Consider the following 21,787-nt stretch of genomic DNA (forward strand, 5'->3'; position numbering starts at 1 on the left):
TCACGATGGAGGAATTTTAATGCGATTACAAGAGTGGACGATACAAGAACAAGATTTACTCATCCAGTTTATGACAACGAATTCTTGGCCGTATCATGATATTAGCAAGCCGGGTCGTGAGTTATTGGAAAAATCGATTGAAGAAGGCGGCTATGCATCTGATGATGTAAAGACGTTTTGGATAGAGAATAATGAGAATGAAAAAGTAGGAATAGTCAAAGTCTACGACTTACAAGAAGACGTCCCATTATTTGATTTGCGAATAGCAGATCATTTCAGGGGATATGGCTATGGCTCACGTGCCTTAAAGAAGCTAACGCAATATGTATTTGAACTACCTGAACAGAAAATCCGTATAGAAGGGCATACGCGACATGACAATGCAGCGATGCGTAAAGCTTTTGAACGCGCGGGCTTCGTCAAGGAAGCTCATTTACGTCAAGCATGGTTCTTGCCAAAAGAGAATACGTATTATGATGCAGTGACGTATGGTATGACGCGGGAAGATTATTTGGCTGGTACGACAACTCCTGTATGTTGGGAAGAACGAGCGCTTTATGAAAAGAGTATTCCTGGTTTCAAAGAAGAGTTTGAGACAGAGCGGTTATTGATCCGAGCACCAGAGTTGCATGATTCGATGGATGTATGGGGTGCAATTTCTCGTTCGATGTCCGGTTTACGTCGCTTTACGACATGGGCCCAACATGATCTAACGATTGAAACGACTGAGGATTATGTTCGCCAAGCAGTAGCTGAATTCATTGGCAGAAAAAGTCTTCGTTTCCATTTGTTTTTAAAAGAAACAGGCGAGTTTATCGGTTGTGCTGGGTTTCATATGATTGATTGGGAAATTCGTAAGTTTGATTTGGATTTTTGGCTTGATACAAAACTTGAGGGACAAGGCTATATGACAGAAGCTGTAAAGGGACTTACTGATTTTGCTTTCGAGTATTTACAGGCAGAACGAGTGGAGTTTCATTGTGATGAAAAACATAGTAAAGGTCGCGCAGTTGCGAAACGCTCAGGTTTTGAACTAGAAGGAATTTTACGGAAAAATGCACCTTCTGCAAACGGACGCGACTTGCGCAATACGTGCTTATACGCAAGGATCATCTGAAAGCAGAAGGAGCATAATGGGTGTGTGTATAGTACTATACCGATCGTCTTCCTGTTAGTAACTGAAGGATGAAAACAATCCCGGCTACTACTAAAAGTAGGTGGATAAATCCGCCACCGATTTTTGCGACTAATCCGATTAACCATAATGCTATGAGGACTACAATAACAAGCCATAATAAACGTGCCATAGTGGATCACTCCTTTTCTTTGTTGTGTAATTAATTTACCCAACCAATAGAATCCTAAACTTTTTATATGGTTTTATGTATAGTGAAAGTCAAATGAGGGGGCGATGTTTTGGCTACACCGAGTATGGAAGACTATATCGAACAAATCTATTTGCAATTAGAAGCAAGAGGTGAGGCGCGCGTGTCAGATGTGGCGGAGGCGCTTTCTGTACTTCCATCATCTGTTACGAAAATGGCACAGCGACTGGACCGTGAAGGGTATGTCCATTATGAAAGATACCGTGGTCTAGCCTTGACCGATCGTGGCTTACGTTTCGGAAAAAAACTTGTGCATCGTCATGAATTACTAGAACAATTCCTGCGTATCATTGGGGTGGAAGAAGAAAATATCTATGGCGACGTAGAGGGTATTGAACATCACCTAAGTTGGAATGCTATGGATCGTATTACGGATTTAGTAGAAACATTAGAAGAAGATCCGGAATTTATTAAAAAACTGAAAAGCAGAGCACACTAAAAGGGGCTATCATTATGACACTATTACAATCAGGCACGCTTGCTACACTAGAAATTCTTCGTCAAGAAGGTTCGAGGTGGGTACTGAACGCTGCTGGAGAAGAAATTTTTATGAACGTTTCAGAAGCACCCGACTTAAAAGAGCAACAAACCGTCGAAGTTTTCCTCTACATCAATAGAAGAGGTGAGTTAACTGCAACTGCTCAACTACCAACACTTACTGTTGATACATTTGGATGGGCAAAAGTCATTCGCCTAGAAAGAGAAGAAGGTGCTTATGTAGATATCGGTGCTTCGTTTGAAGTGCTAGTCAATCGAGCGGATTTCCCGCAAATGAAAAATCTTTGGCCACAGCCGGGTGATCAATTGTATATGACATTACGGACAGATCCAGGTGGCAATTTATTTGGACGTCTTGTTACGGAAGAACGTGTACAAGAGCATTTTACAATCGCTGATGAAGAGATGTACAATCAAAACGTTAAAGCAAGAGCTTATCGTCTATTGCCTGTAGGATCATTCCTTTTGACGGAGGATATCAAACGTATTTTCGTCCACGAAACAGAGCGTCAACACGAGCCGAGATTAGGGGAAGAAGTAGACGTACGGATTATTGGCGTGCGTGATGACGGTACGTTAAATGGTTCATTATTACCTAGAAAGCAAGATCGCCTACAGACTGATGGCGAACAGATTCTATTGTATTTAGAACAATCTGGCGGTAAAATGCCATTTACTGATAAATCTACTCCAGAAGAGATTGATGAGATGTTCCAAATGAGTAAAGGTGCATTCAAACGCGCGCTTGGGACGTTGATGAGGGAAAGAAGAATCGTGCAACAAGATGGATGGACTACACTAAAATCATGAGTCATACGCAACTTTTTGATTTGCCTAAACGTATCTATTGTATAGAACAAGGAGGCGAGACTGAATGAAAAAAGGGTTGGCTTATGTATTAATGGCCATTTTGATGGTAGGCATGATTACACCTTCAGCTTTTGCAAATGGCGTCATCAATGAAAAATTAGGCGTACCCATTGTTGTCTATGGCGCAAATTTATCCGACGGTGAAAAAGATCGTGTAAGAACAGATCTGAAAGTGGCAAATGAAGCAGAAGTAGAAGAGTTGTCCGTAGATGGGAACGACTTGATCAAATATATTCCAGGCGGAGACCGTAATGCGCGGATGTATTCCTCTGCGAAAATCACGAGACAAGAACAAGGCGAAGGACTCGTCATTAACGTCGTGACGCCAGATAATATCACACAAGTGACCGCGGATATGTACGCGACTGCAATGTTGACCGCTGGTATTGAAGACGCAATCGTAGAAGTAGCATCACCGAAAAAAGTAACGGGGCATTCAGCACTCGTTGGGATTTATAAAGCGTACGAAGTGTCTGGTGAAGTACTCGACACAGAACGAACCGATACAGCGAATGATGAACTGAGTCTTGCGACAAAGCTCTCTGATAAAGCGGGCGTTGATAAAGATGAAGTTGCAAAGTTATTAACGGAAATAAAAAGGCAAATAGCTGAACAAAAGCCAGCGACAAAAGAAGATGTCGAAAAAATTGTTAGTGAACAGTTAAACAAGTTCAATATCCAACTAAGCGATGCGGATCGTCAATTATTAATTGATTTGATGGATCGAATTTCAAAATTGGATATCGACTTTACGAAGTTGAATGAACAGCTAACAGATATGGCTTCAACAATAAAGGATAAGCTAGGGGAGATTGACCCGGGTTTCTGGGAAAAAGTAAAAGAGTTCTTCCGTAATATGGTCGATTCATTTAAATCGTTGTTTAGCTAAGTATAAATCGTGGTACGTTAATGGATAGAAGACGAAACGACAAAGGAGAGACATATATGGGTGAGAAAAAAGACATGAAGTTGCCTCGGGAATTAGATTTGGAACTTGTGGAGCTAGGTGGAACGAAATACGCTTATCAACATAAGAGCAATGGTGATGTCACTGCTGAAATCGAATGGACTGAAGATCAAGGCGTCATGACGATGACACATACGTATGTAGATGACTCACTGCGGGGCCAGGGGGTAGCTAAAAAGCTACTCGATCGAGCGGCAACAAATGCACGTGAAAAAGGACTGAAGATGAAAGCGGTCTGTTCCTATGTAGTGAATGCCTTTGACCGAAGCGATGAATACGATGATGTGAAAATTTAATTACTAATCCACATCACTTATGAAACATTTTCATTTGCTGAGCGTATAGGTAAGAGGAGAAGTAAATTTTTAGAATTGGGTGATGTGGGATGATTAATCGAACGGCAGAAAAAGTGCTTGCTATTATAGCAGCAGTCTTTACTTTTATCGGAATGGCGATGCTTACAGTGTTCGGAATTTTTGTCAATATGGCAAATAATGATTCAACCGTAATGGAACAATTTCGTGAAGTAATGTTGAGTGATGGAGAATTAACGCTTTCCGAAGTGGATATGTTCATGGAATTCTTTGATGTATTTGCCGTGTTTATTTGGGTTGGTGTGGCTGTAGCGTTTATTGGTTTTGTGCTGAATATTATTGGCTTGGTGAAGTTACGTAGTAATGCCAAGGCTGCAGGGACGTTGTTTATCATAGCAGGCCTATTTAACGGTATTCTGTCACTGACGTCTATCTTGCTGTACATTGCAGGTATCCTCTGCTTCACAAAAAAGCCTCCAGTGGCACCTGGACCAACACAAGGTGAATACGTGGAAAATCAGTCGAACTGGATGAATTAATACTAGTAACCCCCTTTTCTAAACGAAAAGGGGGTTTGTTCACATATGAGCGTGCTGCTTCATCGGCAATGAATAATGAATCGTTTCAACAGGGAGTCCTTCAAACTCCTCTTTGATAGACTCGACCAAAACAAATCCTTGATTAACGTAAAACTCTTGCAGGTCATGAGAACGCTCGTCCACGTAAACATCTACATTTTGTGCCTCGCTTAATGACTGCAAAGCCTCGGCTAACAGTAGTTCCTCATATCCACTATCCAAATGCGAAGGAAGCATATGAAGGGCCGTCACTTCGCTCTCACCGTCTTCATCTATCGTTGTATAACTAATATAGCCTACGGGAAGACCTTGTGGATCTATAGCGAGCAGAACCGTCGTTTTTTCTATTTGTTTTTTTAGCATTAAATCGGAATACGTCCGATCTATAAATGCTTCGAGTACCTCTGCTGGAATAAATTCTCCAAACATATATCGCCAAGACGTAAGAGCGATTTGTTGAACATCTTTAATATCATCTACCGTCATTTTTCGGATCATAATAGGTTCACTCCTAACATTCTTTCTACATAGTATAGCAAATTAGCTTTCTTAAAACTACGATGTTAGCTAAATGAAATATACTATCCTACCAATCCACCTTATATGGAGTTGTTCTATTTATACGGGTTACAGCATAAGTTGGCTATGTTGGTGACCGTCATTACGACAGTAGTATAAGAAGCGTAGTTGACAAAAATATAATCGTACAAAATGAACTATGTCAGACGTACGTTTGAAAAATACAGCTGTCGGGTATAGTAAGCTATAAGTAGACAACCACTACAAATTATTTATTACGGAGGATGGTATTCATGGCAGGTAAAAAAACAAATGGATTATTTATAGCAACATTGGCGGCGGGAGCGTACGCGTATTTCAGTAAAAAAGAAAACCGTGACAAAGCAATGGAGACGGTTGGTGTCTTAAAGGAAAAAATGGATACACTCATAAATAATAATACACTCGTTGATCAGACGGTAGAAAAGGTTGGTCATTCAGATCCAGAAGATATAGCAGATAACAACATGGTATCTGAAGGCGCACAAACAAGCGTTCATTATTATAACCAAGAAGTACAAGATCCCGATAAAAATTCTTCAGAAAAAGATGGTCTCTACAAGAAAAATTCTGGCGACTCAGTGAATACTCCTCAAACTAACTAATTCAAAATCATAAAAGACTAGAAAAGAATAACAACCCCAAGGTAGCACATTTATACTAAAAAGCACCCCTATCATAGGGGTGCTTTATCCTATATATATCAGTAACTATATAAACTATAGCTAATTGTTTAAGATAAGGTAAAATGATTTACATATAGTAGTGCGTCATGGATAGACTGATATACATATAGAATGAGTGGGGTGAAACTCATGACTAGCAAAAATATAGAAATTTCTAAGATAGAATTAATCGACGCTATTCAAAATAAACATAGCACACAAGAAGCTGAAGTTTTTTTTCGATTGGAAAAAGAATTACTGAAACAAATATTTAGTCTAGAAAGAGAATATGCTCGCCTAACACTCAAAGAGATTCAAGTTATTTTAGCTGAAAACATACCCGGATTTACGATGAAAGTTATCCAATATTATTTAATTATACTATCGTCCATTGTCACTAGAAAAATGAAGGAAGACCATATTTTAAGTGAAGAAAACGCGTTTAAATTTAGTGCTAAATGTATGGTGTTGATTGAGCGAAACTTAACAGCCGATAATGCCTGTGAATTTGGGGATGTGCTGATTGAATTCTATTACTATATCCTTAAAGAACAGAAAAAGCCAACGCTTTCTCACGATACAGTAAATGAAGTCATTCAATACATTAATCAAAATGTAGAAAAACAACTAATAGTTGAAGAGATTGCCAAACGATTTAATGTTAGTACTAGCCATCTTTCACGCATTTTTCGTGAATATACATCCGTGACGCTAGTGGAGTTTATCATGATAAGGAAGATTGAAGAAGTGCAATATTATTTGCGCTTTACAGATCAAAAGATAGCAGAAATCGCCGGAAAGTTCCATTTCTGTAATCAAAGTTACTTTACTCGTGTGTTTAAAAAGTATACTGGAGTAACACCGATGCGCTTCCGTAAAGATTTGAGTGGGAATTACTTTCAATTTAATCTTAAGCAAGATGATTCACTGTAACTTTTACGCTGTTTGCTGTATAATTTTCTTTAGTTTGAGATAGCGTAGGTGAAATCATTGAAGAAAAGAATAGGGTTCGTAAGTTTGTTAGCAATTACCGCTGTATTTTTAAGTGGCTGTTCGGGAGTAGAGAATAAAACAGGCTTATTTTACAGCGCGTTTGTTTATCCGATGGAATGGCTTCTACATTATCTAGGTGAGATGTTTAACGGTAACTATGGTTTTGCAATTGTCCTCATCACAGTAGCAATTCGTTTAGTATTGATGCCGTTAATGTTGAAAAACTATAAGGCTCAGCAAGAGATGAAAATTAAAATGGACGGTCTTCGGCCTGAAATGGAAGATATCCAAAAACGTATGAAAGCTTCTAAAGAGGCTGGAGACAAAGAAGAGCAGATGAAATTGCAGCAAGAAATGATGGGTCTATATTCAAAGCACGGTGTCAATCCATTAAATATGGGCTGTCTACCACTTATAATTCAAATGCCGATCATCATGGGTCTATATTTCGCGATTCTTTATGCTCCGCCAGAAGTAAAAAATCATGAATTTTTATGGTTCAAACTAGGAGAACCGGATATCATTATGATGTTGGTTGCAGGAGCAGTTTACTTTGTTCAAGCTCGTGTATCTTTATGGACGATGCCGGAGCAACAGCAGCAACAAATGAAGTTATTTATTTACATGTCACCAATTATGATTATGTTTATTTCTTATACGGTCATGGCAGCACTTCCATTGTATTGGGCAGTCGGTGGATTACTTCTAATCTTCCAGACGTATCTTGGACGTAAGTTCTACTATAAACATGTAGATCCTCCAGCAGACAAAGAAATAGATCCTCCAGTAGCTAAAGAAAAGTAAGTCACATGGAAAGCTGGTGCATACCAGCTTTTTTATTTTGTAAAAGGGAAGGGGTGTCATATATGAAAGCTAAATGGATCATGGGCTTAGCGATTGCCACATCTGCCGCTGCTTCGCTTTACTTTATTATTAAGTTAAATCTGGAGTTCGCAATTTTGTCCATGCTTATCATGTTTACCTTAACAAACGGAGCGCGTACAGTGATGTATAGAAAGCAAGGGTTGGTTCGTGAGTCTAAATGGATGCTTTGGATGGCTATGTTCTTCGCAGCAGGATCGCTTGGCACCTTGATATACATATTAATGTTTTAATAGTGTCTGGGACAAAATTCAATAAAATTAACAAACCGCGTGATTCCAAGGTACAAGAACCTTGGAATCACGCGGTTTTAATTTTGACCTTTTTGTTAATTACACTAGAATAAACACCCCAAGTGAAGAAGAATATAAAAGTTCAAAGCAAGACATCGTTGAGTATTTACTTGTAAAACTTCGCAATTAATTCATGAATTGATTTTAATAAACAGTAACATAGACAGACGGATAAGAAAAATAATGATACACTATAGTACAAGATAGGCGATTTAGAAAGAGGGCAGGGTAACACGTTATGGGAAAAAGAGGTAAGAAATCCGGACTAGGACGCAATAGAACATATATAGCAGCAGGGTTTGCATTCGTCTTACTTGTAGGAGCGATAATTTGGATTGGTTCAAATGATCGAAATGTAAATCAATTGATAGAGAGTCTAGACCAAGGTGATGAATTTCAAAAAATTGAACTGAGTCTAAACGAAGACAAATCAGCAAATCATGTAGAAGAAAATCCACAAGGAACAAACGGGCCTGACGAGGAGCCGCTTAGAGATAGAGAAAAAGTACCTTTTACAGGTGAAGTTTCGGAAGAAGTAGATCCGACTGAACAATCAAAGCCGGTTCAAGAGAAGTCACCTAATCCAAGGGATTATCTAGATGAACAGGACTTACCAAAGGAACCGAAATATGTCCGGGGAATTTTATTAGCTAATAAGCAATATCCGCTTCCAAAAGATTTTGCTCCTGGAGAAAGTCAAAGTGCTAGAGAAGCATTCAATGAACTAGCGGCTGCAGCTGTGACGTCAGGTATTAATTTGCAGGCATTCAGCACCTATCGTTCTTATGACTATCAAGTAACCTTATATAATAGATACGTGGAAAGAGATGGTCAAGAGGCCGCAGACCGCTACAGCGCACGACCTGGCTATTCCGAACATCAAACGGGTCTAGCGTTCGATATTGGAGAAGTCAATCATGAGAAACATTGGGCGTCTACATCGTTCGGTGATACAGAAGCCGCTAAATGGTTGGCGGCCAATGCATATGAATATGGTTTCATCCTTCGTTATCCAAAAGGTAAGGAAGAAGTGACGGGGTATATGCATGAATCTTGGCATTATCGATATGTCGGGAAAGATCTAGCGGAGAAAATTTTCAAGCAGAATATTACATTAGAAGAGTATTTAGGTATTCATTAATGAAACTAGCCGGCAAAGGACGAAAAGTCCTTTGCCGGCTAGTTTTTTTATAAAATTGGTGAAAGTAACCGTGAAATCGATTCCTTCACCTTGATCATTCGTGCACGTTCAAGATAATTTTCATACGTTAATTCGGTACAGCTTTGAATATCCTGTTCAAAGATTTCTGCTAGCTCGTGGGATATTTCTCTATCATAAATAAATGCATTCACTTCAAAATTTAAACGGAAGCTACGAACATCGATATTTGCTGTACCAACAGTGGATACCTGATCATCTACAACAATTTGTTTTGCATGAATGAAGCCGTTGTCGTAAATATATACTTTGGCACCTGCCTTAAGTAATTGACCGACATTCGAATACGTTGCCCAGTAAACAAACATATGATCAGGTTTATTCGGAATCATGATTCGAACATCAACGCCAGATAAGCAAGCGATACGTAATGCATCAAGAACACTAGTGTCTGGAATGAAATAAGGGGTTTGAATATAAATATAATCCTTCGCAAGGAAAATCATTTTTAAGTAACCGTCTTTGATGTCTTCCCATTCAGAGTCCGGTCCACTAGAAACGATTTGAACACCGACATCCCCTTTACGAGGAATAGCAGGGAAGAAATGCTCGCTATATTGAATATTTGTTTTAGCGGATGCTTGGTTCCAATCTAGAATAAAGCGCGTCTGTAATGGATGTACAGCGCTACCTTCCATACGCAAATGAGCGTCACGCCAGTAGCCGAACTTTTTGCTGAGACCTAAATATTCATCACCCACATTAAATCCGCCGATATAGCCGATACGACCATCAATAATGACGAGTTTACGGTGATTACGGTAATTTAGCCGCGGATTTATCAGTGGTAAAACGGCAGGGAAGAATGCGGCCACTTCACCACCATTTGCTGTTAGCTCGCGGAAATGCTTCACATGCAATCCACGTGAACCAATGTCATCAAACAATACCCGTACCTTCACGCCTGCTTTGGCTTTGCGTATTAGTATATCTACGATTTGTTGGCCAATCCCATCTAAACGGAAAATGTAATATTGGATATGAATATGGTCTTTTGCATGTTCTAAGTCATGTAGTAAAGAACTAAACTTTTTATTACCGTCCGTAAAGATTTGCAAATCATTATCTTGCGTAAGAACAGAGTGGTTATTACGTAAATGTAGGTATATCATATCGTGATATGTTTCTGTGTCAGGCTTTAAAAATTCAAACGATTCATCTTCAATCGCTTCAAGTTGATAAGCAATCAGCTTCTCGATCCCAATCTTACTTCGACCTTCCCACCGGAATAAATGCTTTTCGCGTAACTGGCGACCTAGTAGCAAGTAAATTATAAATCCGCCAATGGGTACAAAGAATAAAACGAGGAGCCAAGCCCATGTACTCGCTGGATCCCTACGTTCCAAAAAGATTAAAACAATAGCTAAAAAGATGTTAATAATTAAAGTGCTTGTGACAATTAAACTAATCACTTGCGTCATATAGTTCCTCCTGCAGCTAATATACTATTCCTTTAGTATAGCGGAGATGCGAATCAAAAGCGAAAAGTACCGTGAAGCTCAACTGGCACTTGTGAATTACTTCCCTCCCTGAATATACTATGCAAGTTTCACGCAACAGGATCCTGTACGTTTTTTAACGAGTGTATGGATTTTCTAAAGGCAAACACGAGACCTATTGATAGTACGGCCAATATGGCTGAAATAAAATACATACTGCCCGCTTGCATCGTGAAAATCCAAGTAAATAATAACGGTCCAATAATCCTCCCCATATTATCCATGGAGTAGGATAATCCGGCAGCAGTTCCGTACATCCCGCCAGCTTCCTTCGTAGTAAGCGATACAAGCACAGTTCGCACTAGAGCATTTCCAGCGGTGAAGACACTCATCGCAAAGCCTGCCCAAAGTAAATTCATCGAAAATGGTATGAGTACTAAACCGATAGCTGTAACAATTTGTGCTACGATAATCCACGAAGTCTCTGTCCCGTTTTTTACACGACGAACGACACCGCCTTGAATTGCAGCGTCAACTAAGCCGCTAGCCATGAATAAATAACCAAGCTGCAAAGGCGTAATATGAATTTTATCAATTTGGAATAGCTGGAATGTAGCTTCTACCCCTGCAAGTAAAAATGTAATGATGAACGAAGTGATAAATAAATAACGTATTCTATACTGCCACATCGTGGAGGCACCTTTTGGAAGAAGTGCTCGTTTATTCGCTGAATTATGTCTGTCGGGTTCTTTCAGAATTAAAAATGCATAGACAATTAAGAACAGTGTTAGCGTACCAGAAGCGATAAATGGAATTTGCAATTGAATATCGCCAAGAATCCCGCCGATTGCAGGGCCAAAAATAAATCCGAGTCCAATCGACATACCGAGAAGTCCCATATATTTATTGCGATTCTCTTCCGTAGTCAAGTCCGCCACAAATCCAGTAACTGCAGTATATAGCGCACCTGAGAATATGCCGCCTACAATACGGGAAACGTATAGCATCAATAAATGATGCATGAATATAGCGAATAAGAAAAAGCTCAAACTGAAACCAATTAAACCGATCATGATCAGTTTTTTTCTGCCTGTTCGATCAGACAGAGCACCCCATAATGGAGCCGTAAAGAAAGAGGATATTGCATAAATGGTCAGCAATCCGCCAACATGCACTTCCGAATAGCCTTCGGCTAAAATGACTTCAGGTAAGATGGGGATGATGATGCCGAATCCAAGATAAACGAAAAATTGCACAGACATCAATAATAATATGGTTTTCTTCATATGTAACCTGCTTTCTTCATAAATAGATTCCCTCATATCGTACGATGAATAGAAGAACCATTCAAGTTTTGGGAAACCCAAAAGACTCTTTGTAGTGTTTGAACTTTTTTGGCCGGTGATCAGAACTAACCGTAGTAGTAATATACGCATATGGGGTATGTGAGAAATATGATTTTAGCATTGTAAGCTAAAATACTTGAAAAATTTTCATTTGTAACATAAATGAAAGATTTAAATTGCTTTCAGAGTGGTATGATAGGAATAACAATACTTTTTTAAAAAGAGAACTTCATGAGCTGCTAAACGTCTATATAACTAACTAGGAAGGTTGAGGTGGAAGAAGTGGCTAAAGAGATGGACATAAAGAAGATTATTTCCAATTTGGCAAAGCTTGGTGTTTCCGCAACACTCACAAAATCTAGAAGTGACATGTTACAAGCATTGACACCTGTCGTGCAAGCACCGCCTGTACAAACAAATTGATAGCGCATCGTAACGAAAAGATCACCCCCGAATGAATCGGAGGTGATCTTTTCGCTTTTCAGTAATTAAATTTTCTTAACGAACTCGGATTTTAATTGCATGGCACCAAAGCCGTCAATTTTACAGTCGATGTTATGATCCCCATCAACCAAGCGAATACTTTTTACTTTTGTCCCCATCTTTAGCGCATTGGAGCTTCCTTTAACTTTCAAATCCTTGATAACAGTTACGGAATCTCCATCTTGCAAGACATTCCCGTTAGCGTCTTTTACTTCTTGAGTAACTTCCGTTGCTGATTCATCCATAGATTCAAGTGTCCATTCGTGTGCGCACTCTGGACAAACGAGAAGGTTCCCATCTTCATATGTATATTCAGATTGGCATTTTGGACAATTTGGTAAAGTTGACATAAAAAAACCCCCTTTCCTATACAGTTTACACGACTTGTACCTACCGGGAAAGGGGACCCTACGTTATTTGCAATTAGTTATTATCGTCCGATGCGAACAAATACGTTCGTTGATGGAATTTCATACTGAAGATTAGACCAATCGCCAGCATATTACTAAACAAGGAACTACCACCATAACTAATAAACGGTAACGGGATTCCTGTGATTGGCAACAACTGAATGTTCATACCGATATTTTCAAATACATGGAAAGCAATCATCGCAATAACACCTACGCAAACATAGATGCTGAATGAATCGTGTAAAGATAGTGCGACTTTCGTTAAATGGTAGATTAGAATGAAGTATAGTGTGATCACTACACATGCCCCGATAAAGCCATACTCTTCACCAATAACGCTAAAGATAAAGTCTGTGTGATTTTCCGGAATATAGACATTTCGTCCGAGAAACCCTTTTCCTGTTAACTCGCCAGACCCAATAGCAGTCATTGCTGTAATCAGGTTATATCCTTCATCTGTTGGGTAAGAGTACGGATCAAGCCACGAATACACACGTTTAAACTGATACGGAGCAAAACCAATCTTATCCATTACATCCTGCGCATAAAGTGCCATCCACAGCAAACCGCCTGCAGAAGCTGCACCAACTGCGAAAAGTGGAGCGAGAATCTTCCATGATATACCTGAAACGATGACTACGGCTGCTGTAATCGAAATAAAGACGAGCGATGTACCTAAATCTGGCTGCTTCATAATAAAAAACAAAGGAACGATTAGCATTAAGGCAATTTTACCGAGCAATAAAAAGTCCGTTTTAGACGTGCGGTGCAGAATGCGTTCATTATGTGAACTTACCATTCGTGCAAGACCGATGATGAAGAATGTTTTGATGAACTCGGAAGGTTGAATCGTACCGATAACCGGTAGATGCAACCAACGTTTCGCACTGTAACGCATTTCTGCAATCTGACCTGGACCTCCGGGTGCTAACATAAGGAATAGCAATAAGAACATTCCGAAACCGTAAAAGAACCATGCCATCTTTTTATAGTGATCAGGTTCGAAATACATCACCATCGCGACAATGAGGGAACCTAACGCATACCATCGAACTTGTTTAATAACGAAGTTTTGTGTATATTGCTCTGATGTTTGAGCCGAACCGATGACGAAAAAACTAATAATCGCGAATAATAAAATGATAAAGGCAAGCGTCCAATCGAATCGTTCACCTAGCCTATTTGATTGTTTCAATTATGCACTCACCTTTTCTAAAGTAATCTATCTCCTAGCTACTATAATCTCCTATTATATCGTAAAACTTTTTAAGAAGTACACTCATTAATTGACGCATTGTGAAATGTTTAGTTTCTTTAATAAGTAAAAAGAATGTCTATCATTGGTTTTTCATTCATGAATTGGCTCCATTCATGGTAAACTGTAGGAATGAAAATAACGGAATGTGAGGAGATTAATATGAAAAAGCGATTAGGTTTAGTATATGGCGGGAAATCAGCAGAGCACGAGGTGTCTCTTTCTACAGCGCGAGCAGTGACACAGGCGCTAGATTTAACTAAATATGAAGTATTGCCAATCTACATCACGATTCAAGGGCAATGGATAAAAGGTGCACCACTGACTGGACCGGTAACGGATATTAAAACGCTACGCTTATCAGCAGAAAAATCAAAACCAGATCATATCGATAGCTTTCTGCAAGGGGATATGCCGGAAGTAATATTACCGCTTCTTCATGGGACGAACGGCGAAGACGGTACGGTACAAGGATTATTTGAAGTGTTGAATGTTCCGTATGCAGGAAACGGTGTGCTTGCTTCATCTGCAGGTATGGACAAAGTCGTCATGAAACAATTATTCGCACAGGCTGGTTTAGCGCAAGTAGAATATGTCCATTTTGTACGTAGTGAATGGCAGCAACGGGCGGGGGCGTTAATGAATGAAGCAGAGAAAAAATTAACTTATCCGATGTTCGTTAAACCTGCGAATCTTGGTTCAAGTGTAGGGATTAGTAAAGTGCAAGATCGTGAATCACTTCAACAAGCAGTTGAACTGGCATTGAAATTTGACCGTAAAATTATTATCGAACAAGGGATTACTGCACGTGAAATCGAAATGGCCGTTCTTGGAAACGATTATCCTGAAGTATCTGTCGCAGGAGAGATTCGTCCAGTAGCTGACTTTTATGACTATGAGGCGAAGTATCAAGACCAAAGCACAGAGTTATCTATTCCGGCAGAAATACCAGACAACACGGCGCAACATATGAAAGACATGGCAATCCGCGCATTCAAAGTGCTTGATTGTGCTGGACTTGTGCGTGCTGACTTTTTCGTAACGCAAGATGATGAAGTGTTGATCAACGAAGTAAACACATTGCCTGGATTTACACCAACGAGTATGTTCCCATTACTATGGCAAAAGACTGGCCTAACGTATCCAGAACTTATTGACCGTCTAATCGAACTAGCTATTGAACGCCACACGGAAAAACAGCAATTGCAATATACAATGGACTGAGTGGAGGATATAACGTGAAACGAAACTTATCGACGATTCAGCAATGGTTACAAGTGGAGGGCCAACAAATTGCACAGCAACTAGTAACAGGTGTCTGTATAGATTCTCGCCACGTGCAAAATGGTGATCTTTTCATCCCTTTTCGTGGAGAGCAAGTCAATGGCCACCAGTTTGTTAAAGATGCTTTTGAACAAGGAGCTGTAGCCGCTATTTGGCTAAGAGATGAACCGAATCCACCAGCAAACGTCCCGCTTTTATTTGTCGATGATGCAGAGCGAGCTTTGCAACAGATGGCTCGTAGTTATCGTAACGAATTGAACTGTACGGTCGTTGGCGTAACAGGTTCTAATGGTAAAACATCTACCAAAGATTTATTGGCGGGTGTGTTATCGCCTTATTTCAAAGTGAAGAAGACAGAAGGCAATTTCAATAATGAATTAGGACTGCCATTGACGTTGTTAGCTGTGGAAGATGATACGCAAGTTGCAATTCTTGAGATGGGGATGAGTGGATTTGGCGAGATTTCCTTCTTATCTACACTGGCAGCACCTCATTTTGCGATCATTACAAATATTGGAGAAGCACATATGCAAGATCTAGGCTCTAGGGAAGGTATTGCCAAAGCGAAGTTTGAAATCATTGATGGCTTAGCGAAAGATGGATTACTTCTTTATGATGGTGACGAACCGTTATTGCGTGATCTTGTCTTTAATCAGTCATCTCTTCGTACAGTTTCATTCGGTTATGAACAGGCGGACTTGACAGCGGATCAAATTCAATCAACTAGTAAAGGAAGTACATTCACTGTACATGGCAAGGTGGAAGGAACATTTACGATTCCAGTCTACGGTGCACACCAAGTGAAAAATGCATTAGCAGCTGTCGTTATTGCAGTGGAACTAGGCTTGACTGAAGCGCAAATCAAAACTTCATTGGAACAGACGAAGTTGACTGATATGCGTATGCAACCAATGGCTGGTGTAAATGGTTCACTACTCATTAATGATGCATACAATGCAGCGCCAACTTCTATGAGAGCGGCTTTCCGTTTCATGGGAGAGACAACAGTGCGTAAGGATAAATGGCTTGTTCTAGGTGATATGCTTGAACTTGGGCCTGACGAGCAGAACTACCATGAAGGACTGGCTGATGATTTGAAGAAGTTAGAGCTACAAGGGGTTGTGCTGTACGGTAGTCGAATGAAATGGTTAGCCGATCAACTGACCGATTATCCTGGAGAAGTTATGTGGACAGCAAGAGACGCAGAATTAGTGGTAGAAGCATTGCGCCCGAGATTAACAAAGGATACAGTCGTGTTGTTTAAAGGCTCTCGCGGCATGAAGCTAGAGCGAATCATGGGGCCGCTACAGGGTATATTGTGACGACAGGCGTATTATTCATCCATGGCTTCACAGGTGGACCTTTTGAGGTTGCTCCCTTTAGACACTTTTTGAAAAGTCATACCGATTGGCAAATTGCGGTTCCCGTTTTACCAGGGCATGAACTAGGTAAGGGTGTACAAAAAGGTTCTATGGAGTCATGGGTGATGGCGGCGGAACTCGAATTGCAACGCCTATTGAAAGAAGTAGATCAAGTCATCGTTATTGGTTTTTCGATGGGTGGCTTGATCGCAATGTATTTGACTTTACGTTATCCGATAAAGAAACTGGTGCTTTTAAGTGCAGCTGCAAAGTATATTAGTCCGCGGATCTTAGCGGAAGATGCGAGGATCATGATAAAAGTATCTAGACGTAAAAATTATCCCACAGATTCGTTCTATCATTTATATAACTATAAGCTGACACATACACCGATTCGTGCTGCGATAGAGTTCTTACGTGTCGTGCGTTTAGTGAAACCGTATCATCATGAAGTCAAAACTCCGGTTTGTCTTGTGCAAGGAAAGCAAGATGGAATTGTTCCAGCCATCACTGCAGACGTTTTATACGAACAACTAGGGTCAGCACGAAAGCAACTAATTTATTCTGAACATGGTAAGCATCATATTTGCTATAGCGATGATCGAAATATCTGGTTTGAAAAGGTACTGCATTTTCTGACAGAAGACTGATTAATGCAACATAAGCGGATTCGTTGCAGTAAGTTGTAAGCCGTGTTAGAATGATGAAAGGAATTGGATACATTTACAACAGCACTCTTCCATTTTTGTGAAGAGTACTTTTTTTTGAATAAAACGGTGGATATGTAGGCAAACTAGCAATGATTTGCCGATCTCACCGCTCGGCAAGGACCGAGCTTTCCTTGTATGTCACAGGTTTTACATTGTGCTGCATAAAAATCTGGACGCAATTACGCTAGGTGTAATTGATATGACCCCTCTGCACTCGCAGGAATCCTTCCAAAAGATTTCCTCCATAAATCAGAGATGGAACTATCGGAAATGCTCCCAACTTTCAAAGTACATGGCTCGAATTTGCCGCGCTTTCATTTGCGAATGTAACCAATTGTCAAATGAAGAAATAAAGGAGAATGAATAATTTGACGAAGTTTTCAGAACTAAATATTAGTGAAACAACACAAAACGCTTTGCTACGCATGGGGTTTGAAGAGGCAACACCAATCCAAGAAGGTACAATTACATTTGGAATGGAAGGTCGCGACGTAATCGGGCAAGCACAGACGGGTACTGGGAAAACGGCAGCGTTCGGTATTCCTATCATCGAAAAATTGGATCCGAAAAGCCAAGCAGTTCAAGCATTGGTCATCGCACCAACTCGTGAATTAGCAATCCAAGTATCAGAAGAAATCTATAAAGTAGGTTTCGGTAGCCGTGCGAAAGTTCTTTCTGTTTATGGCGGACAAGAAATTGGACGTCAAATCCGTGCGCTACGCAACAATCCCAATATTGTAGTGGGTACACCAGGACGTATTTTGGACCATATTAACCGTAAAACATTGAAACTTGATAATGTTCAAACGCTTGTACTAGACGAAGCTGATGAAATGTTAAACATGGGCTTTATTGAAGATATTAATACAATTCTTGCAGCTGTACCGGCTGAGCGCCAGACATTGCTATTCTCAGCAACTATGCCAGCTCCGATCCGTAAAATTGCAGAAACTTTCATGAAGACTCCTGAAATCGTAAAGATTAAGTCTAAAGAAATGACTGTTGAAAACATTGAGCAGTTCTTTGTAAAATCACACGAACGTGAGAAATTTGATGTATTATCAAGATTGTTGAACGTTCAACAACCTGAACTTGCTATCGTATTCGGTCGTACTAAGCGCCGGGTAGATGAGCTGGCTCACGCACTAAGCATTCGCGGCTATATGGCTGAAGGAATCCACGGTGACTTGACGCAAGCGAAGCGTATGTCAGTATTACGCCAGTTCAAAGATAATAAAATTGATGTACTAGTAGCAACAGACGTAGCTGCTCGTGGATTGGATATCTCAGGTGTAACGCACGTTTACAACTTCGATATTCCACAAGATCCAGAAAGCTATGTTCACCGTATTGGACGTACAGGCCGTGCGGGTAAAAGTGGAATGGCTGTTACATTTGTAACGCCACGTGAAATGGGTTACCTTCGAATCGTTGAAGAAACGACTAAGAAGCGTATGACACCTTTGCGTCCACCAACATCTGACGAAGCATTGCTTGAACAGAAGAAAATTGCGGTTGATGCTTTAACCGAAGCTATTGAACAAAATAATTCAGAAGATTACACTGGATTAGCAGCACAATTACTTGAAAAATTCGATCCAAAAGATATCGTAGCAGCAGCTCTTCGTTCATTAACGAAAGATGTTGACGAAACACCAGTCAACATCACGGAAGAGCGTCCACTACCTTCACGTAAGCCTTCATCACGTGATCGTGGCGGCTACAAAGGTGGGAACCGCAGCGGTGGCGGTCGTTCTCAAGGTGGACGTAGCAGAAGCTTTAGCGGTGGTGGCACTGGCGGTTCAAGACGCAGTGGAGGACGTGAAGGCGGCGGCAGAAGAGATGGCGCATCACGTCGTAGTAGCAGTCGTTCAGAGAAATAAAAATAATTAATTCAGATCCGGGCTTGCTTTTAGCAGCTCGGATTTTTTTAATGGTATGATAGGATCAAGTGGCGTGAAACGTTTTGTATGCTAGAACGTATACATAATAGGAATTGTGAAATGAGGTGGGTGGGTTGAGACGACAACCAGCAAATCAAATCTCTAGGAAAGGATTGTCGGTCTGGAGAGTCTATGGGAGTATTCAAAGTTTGATAGTACTAGCTGTTGGGATTGGTTTAGGCTTTCTGGCGTACCATTTCGAGTGGTCGATCTGGATTATGGTAGTAGTCGGAGTGTGCGTCGTTTTACATGCATTTTTCTCTATTTATCTGTTTCCGAAAGTTCGTTGGGAACGTTGGCGCTATGAGGTACGCGAAGCGGAAATTGAGCTACAGCACGGCTTGTTCATCGTCAATCGCACGTTGATTCCGATGGTACGTGTACAGCACGTTGATACAGCGGAAGGACCGATTTTACGTAAATACGGTCTGGCATCGATTACCATTTCAACCGCAGCAACGAACCATTCAATTCCGGTTTTAGTGACGGAAGAAGCGGATGAACTTCGTAATCGTATTTCAACGTTCGCAAGGGTGGCGAAAGACGATGTCTGAACAACGTTATAAATTACACTGGATCACAGCGGTAGTTGAAACGGTTAAGGCGTTAAAAGACTTAATTGGACCATTCATTATCGTAATTTTAGTTAATGGATTCAAAAGCGAAAGTTCGGGTCCTTGGTACTTCCAGTATTGGTCCGCAATATTTTTTAGTCTGTTACTCATCTTTACATTAGTATCTGGTATCATCAAATGGCGCCGTTTTGATTATTGGTTTGAAGACCAAGAATTGCGTATGGAGTCTGGGTTATTCGTGCGAAAAAAGCGTTATATTCCGTTTGATCGAATACAGAGCCTTGATTACACAGAAGGGATTTTTCATCGACCCTTTCAATTGGTGAAAGTAAAAGTGGAGACAGCAGGCTCTTCGTCGGGTAAAGACGCGGAAGCCGAGTTGACTGCAATCACCAAAGAAGCCGCTGGACGAATTGAAGAAGAGATGCAGCGTGCGAAGAAAATGAAAATCATCGGACCAGTGCTACACCAATATGAAAATGAAGAACTAGTATTAGTGAAGAAACATGAAGACTTGGTAGAACACACAACCCCCGTACCAGTAAAATTTACGATGAAAACAAAAGATTTGCTGATGCTGGCAACTACGTCTGGCGGAATTGGCGTTATTTTATCAGGTGCCTTTGTTTTCCTATCGCAAATAGAGGAACTCATTCCGTTTGATTGGTTATTTGGCGAGTTGGAGTCCTTTGTTAAAATTGGTGTCTTCGTCATTGGTATTATGATTGTGCTAGGCTTGCTGCTTGTCTGGTTACTATCAGTCGTCATGACGTTCGTGGCGAATTATGATTTCAAAGTAGCGCTTGATAAAAATGATTTAGTGATCACGCGTGGATTACTTGAGAAAAAGCGCGTTACGATTCCGTTAAATCGTGTACAAAATATTACCGTTGTAGAAAACCCGTTTCGTCAGCTCTTTGGCTATGCGACGGTGATACTTAATAGTGCAGGGGGGACGGGTGAAAGTTCACGCATCAAACTATTCCCTTTGGCAAAACGCAATCGCATCATCGAACCATTGCAAGAACTATTTCCGAATGTGGACTTCAGTGAACCGAGCGAAGTGATCGGCAAACGTGGGAGGTACTTCTATTACAGGTTGAAATTGTTTATTACGTTACTCATCGTAGTGGCGGTATCTTACTATCTATTCCCGTACGGATTGTTTGCGGCATTACTGTTGCCCGTCGTGTTTATACACGGCATCTGGCAATATAAAACTGCCGCTTATACGATCTTGCCAAAACAACTAACGATGCGCTTTAGAGGGATTAGCCGCCATACCGTCTTTACGGTGAAGGAGCGTATTCAGTCGATGGAGATGGATCAAAACTATTTCCACCGAAGAAAAAAAGTTGCCACACTCACCATCAACGTAAAATCCGGCATGTCTTTAGATGCTTCGGCTATCCGCCATATGTCAGAAGAAAAGGCGGAACAGTTCTTAGCGTGGTATGAATATCACCCCGAAAGTAAAGAATAAAAAAGCCAGACAAGTTTATACTTGTCTGGCTTGGTTTGTAGAAATAGGAAGTTTAGTATAAGTGAAATTACTTTATGAGTAGTCCGGGATTTAAAGCAAAGACGTGCTCCTAACGCTACGCTTTTACTCGCAAAAGCCGTACTTCGCAACGGCTCTCGCTACAGAAGGGGGCGCTTTCCGGAGGGTGTGGCTTGAGCCGCTTCCCTCACTACGTTCAGTCCAGGGTCTCAAGGCGCACACTGATCCTCCCGAACGCGTCCGCCTGGAACGCAG

24 protein-coding genes are annotated in these 21,787 nt (G+C 40.6%); 18 read left to right on the top strand and 6 right to left on the bottom strand.

All coding sequences use genetic code 11. The features are described 5' to 3' along the window. Window positions 1-19 precede the first annotated feature (19 nt). On the top strand, window positions 20-1,117 hold the full coding sequence (locus tag CSV79_RS03855; protein WP_099687708.1) for a GNAT family N-acetyltransferase: 1,098 nt from the start codon (window positions 20-22) through the stop codon (window positions 1,115-1,117). A 34-nt stretch (window positions 1,118-1,151) separates the two neighbouring features. On the opposite strand, the gene CSV79_RS16545 is transcribed toward CSV79_RS03855, so the two are convergent. Then, the gene (locus CSV79_RS16545; protein ID WP_143560535.1) at window positions 1,152-1,307 is read right to left on the bottom strand and encodes a lmo0937 family membrane protein; all 156 of its coding nucleotides are present in this window, start codon (window positions 1,305-1,307) and stop codon (window positions 1,152-1,154) included. 109 nt (window positions 1,308-1,416) lie between these two features. On the opposite strand from CSV79_RS16545, the gene mntR reads away from it, so the two are divergent. From mntR to CSV79_RS03880, 5 genes are all read left to right on the top strand, one after another. Next, window positions 1,417-1,824, top strand: coding sequence for a transcriptional regulator MntR (mntR, locus tag CSV79_RS03860; protein ID WP_099687709.1), 408 nt, complete (start codon window positions 1,417-1,419; stop codon window positions 1,822-1,824). Window positions 1,825-1,838: 14 nt separating this feature from the next. Then, complete coding sequence (locus CSV79_RS03865; protein ID WP_099687710.1) at window positions 1,839-2,693, top strand: CvfB family protein; 855 nt, start codon at window positions 1,839-1,841, stop codon at window positions 2,691-2,693. Between the two features lie 64 nt (window positions 2,694-2,757). Beyond that, window positions 2,758-3,642 (top strand): DUF1002 domain-containing protein, encoded by an 885-nt coding sequence (locus tag CSV79_RS03870; RefSeq protein WP_099687711.1) that lies wholly within the window; start codon window positions 2,758-2,760, stop codon window positions 3,640-3,642. A gap of 56 nt (window positions 3,643-3,698) precedes the next feature. Further along, entirely contained in the window at window positions 3,699-4,016 is a 318-nt protein-coding gene (locus CSV79_RS03875; RefSeq protein WP_099687712.1) for a GNAT family N-acetyltransferase, read from the top strand. Between the two features lie 89 nt (window positions 4,017-4,105). Further along, the gene (locus CSV79_RS03880) at window positions 4,106-4,573 is read left to right on the top strand and encodes a DUF4064 domain-containing protein (protein WP_099687713.1); all 468 of its coding nucleotides are present in this window, start codon (window positions 4,106-4,108) and stop codon (window positions 4,571-4,573) included. 39 nt (window positions 4,574-4,612) lie between these two features. On the opposite strand, the gene CSV79_RS03885 is transcribed toward CSV79_RS03880, so the two are convergent. Further along, window positions 4,613-5,110: a GNAT family N-acetyltransferase gene (locus CSV79_RS03885; protein ID WP_099687714.1), complete on the bottom strand. Its 498-nt coding sequence runs from the start codon at window positions 5,108-5,110 to the stop codon at window positions 4,613-4,615. A gap of 314 nt (window positions 5,111-5,424) precedes the next feature. On the opposite strand from CSV79_RS03885, the gene CSV79_RS03890 reads away from it, so the two are divergent. From CSV79_RS03890 to CSV79_RS03910, 5 genes are all read left to right on the top strand, one after another. Then, entirely contained in the window at window positions 5,425-5,775 is a 351-nt protein-coding gene (locus CSV79_RS03890) for a hypothetical protein (RefSeq protein ID WP_233201355.1), read from the top strand. A 210-nt stretch (window positions 5,776-5,985) separates the two neighbouring features. Beyond that, window positions 5,986-6,768 (top strand): helix-turn-helix domain-containing protein, encoded by a 783-nt coding sequence (locus CSV79_RS03895; protein ID WP_158232459.1) that lies wholly within the window; start codon window positions 5,986-5,988, stop codon window positions 6,766-6,768. Window positions 6,769-6,825: 57 nt separating this feature from the next. Then, on the top strand, window positions 6,826-7,632 hold the full coding sequence (yidC, locus tag CSV79_RS03900; RefSeq protein WP_099687717.1) for a membrane protein insertase YidC: 807 nt from the start codon (window positions 6,826-6,828) through the stop codon (window positions 7,630-7,632). Between the two features lie 62 nt (window positions 7,633-7,694). Beyond that, entirely contained in the window at window positions 7,695-7,943 is a 249-nt protein-coding gene (locus CSV79_RS03905; protein WP_099687718.1) for a hypothetical protein, read from the top strand. Window positions 7,944-8,241: 298 nt separating this feature from the next. Further along, a complete protein-coding gene (locus CSV79_RS03910) occupies window positions 8,242-9,144 on the top strand; it encodes a M15 family metallopeptidase (protein ID WP_099687719.1) in 903 nt (300 codons plus the stop codon). Between the two features lie 47 nt (window positions 9,145-9,191). Here CSV79_RS03910 and cls read toward each other — a convergent pair whose 3' ends face one another. Both cls and CSV79_RS03920 read right to left on the bottom strand, forming a co-directional pair. Next, window positions 9,192-10,643 (bottom strand): cardiolipin synthase, encoded by a 1,452-nt coding sequence (gene cls / locus CSV79_RS03915; RefSeq protein ID WP_099687720.1) that lies wholly within the window; start codon window positions 10,641-10,643, stop codon window positions 9,192-9,194. A gap of 128 nt (window positions 10,644-10,771) precedes the next feature. Continuing rightward, window positions 10,772-11,947: an MFS transporter gene (locus CSV79_RS03920; protein ID WP_099687721.1), complete on the bottom strand. Its 1,176-nt coding sequence runs from the start codon at window positions 11,945-11,947 to the stop codon at window positions 10,772-10,774. Between the two features lie 333 nt (window positions 11,948-12,280). Between CSV79_RS03920 and CSV79_RS16730 the strand changes: the two genes are divergently transcribed. Then, on the top strand, window positions 12,281-12,430 hold the full coding sequence (locus tag CSV79_RS16730; RefSeq protein WP_158232460.1) for an Lmo0850 family protein: 150 nt from the start codon (window positions 12,281-12,283) through the stop codon (window positions 12,428-12,430). A gap of 65 nt (window positions 12,431-12,495) precedes the next feature. Here CSV79_RS16730 and CSV79_RS03925 read toward each other — a convergent pair whose 3' ends face one another. Beyond that, window positions 12,496-12,840 (bottom strand): zinc ribbon domain-containing protein YjdM, encoded by a 345-nt coding sequence (locus tag CSV79_RS03925; protein ID WP_099687722.1) that lies wholly within the window; start codon window positions 12,838-12,840, stop codon window positions 12,496-12,498. Between the two features lie 73 nt (window positions 12,841-12,913). Then, window positions 12,914-14,098: an FtsW/RodA/SpoVE family cell cycle protein gene (locus CSV79_RS03930; RefSeq protein WP_099687723.1), complete on the bottom strand. Its 1,185-nt coding sequence runs from the start codon at window positions 14,096-14,098 to the stop codon at window positions 12,914-12,916. Between the two features lie 222 nt (window positions 14,099-14,320). Here CSV79_RS03930 and CSV79_RS03935 point away from each other — a divergent pair, with 222 nt between their 5' ends. The 6 genes from CSV79_RS03935 to CSV79_RS03960 all read left to right on the top strand — a co-directional run bounded on the left by CSV79_RS03935 (window position 14,321) and on the right by CSV79_RS03960 (window position 21,514). After that, the gene (locus tag CSV79_RS03935) at window positions 14,321-15,382 is read left to right on the top strand and encodes a D-alanine--D-alanine ligase (protein ID WP_099687724.1); all 1,062 of its coding nucleotides are present in this window, start codon (window positions 14,321-14,323) and stop codon (window positions 15,380-15,382) included. Between the two features lie 14 nt (window positions 15,383-15,396). Next, entirely contained in the window at window positions 15,397-16,764 is a 1,368-nt protein-coding gene (locus CSV79_RS03940; RefSeq protein WP_099687725.1) for a UDP-N-acetylmuramoyl-tripeptide--D-alanyl-D-alanine ligase, read from the top strand. Further along, the gene (locus CSV79_RS03945) at window positions 16,761-17,453 is read left to right on the top strand and encodes an alpha/beta hydrolase (RefSeq protein ID WP_099687726.1); all 693 of its coding nucleotides are present in this window, start codon (window positions 16,761-16,763) and stop codon (window positions 17,451-17,453) included. Before CSV79_RS03940 ends, CSV79_RS03945 begins: the two co-directional genes overlap by 4 nt. Window positions 17,454-17,881: 428 nt before the next feature. Then, complete coding sequence (gene cshA, locus CSV79_RS03950; RefSeq protein WP_099687727.1) at window positions 17,882-19,396, top strand: degradosome RNA helicase CshA; 1,515 nt, start codon at window positions 17,882-17,884, stop codon at window positions 19,394-19,396. Window positions 19,397-19,530: 134 nt separating this feature from the next. Next, the gene (locus tag CSV79_RS03955) at window positions 19,531-20,010 is read left to right on the top strand and encodes a PH domain-containing protein (protein WP_099687728.1); all 480 of its coding nucleotides are present in this window, start codon (window positions 19,531-19,533) and stop codon (window positions 20,008-20,010) included. Then, entirely contained in the window at window positions 20,003-21,514 is a 1,512-nt protein-coding gene (locus CSV79_RS03960) for a PH domain-containing protein (RefSeq protein ID WP_099687729.1), read from the top strand. The genes CSV79_RS03955 and CSV79_RS03960 overlap by 8 nt, the downstream gene beginning before the upstream one ends. Window positions 21,515-21,787 lie beyond the last annotated feature (273 nt).

Origin of the sequence: Sporosarcina sp. P13 (assembly GCF_002743055.1) — a bacterium.
Lineage (GTDB): Bacteria > Bacillota > Bacilli > Bacillales_A > Planococcaceae > Sporosarcina.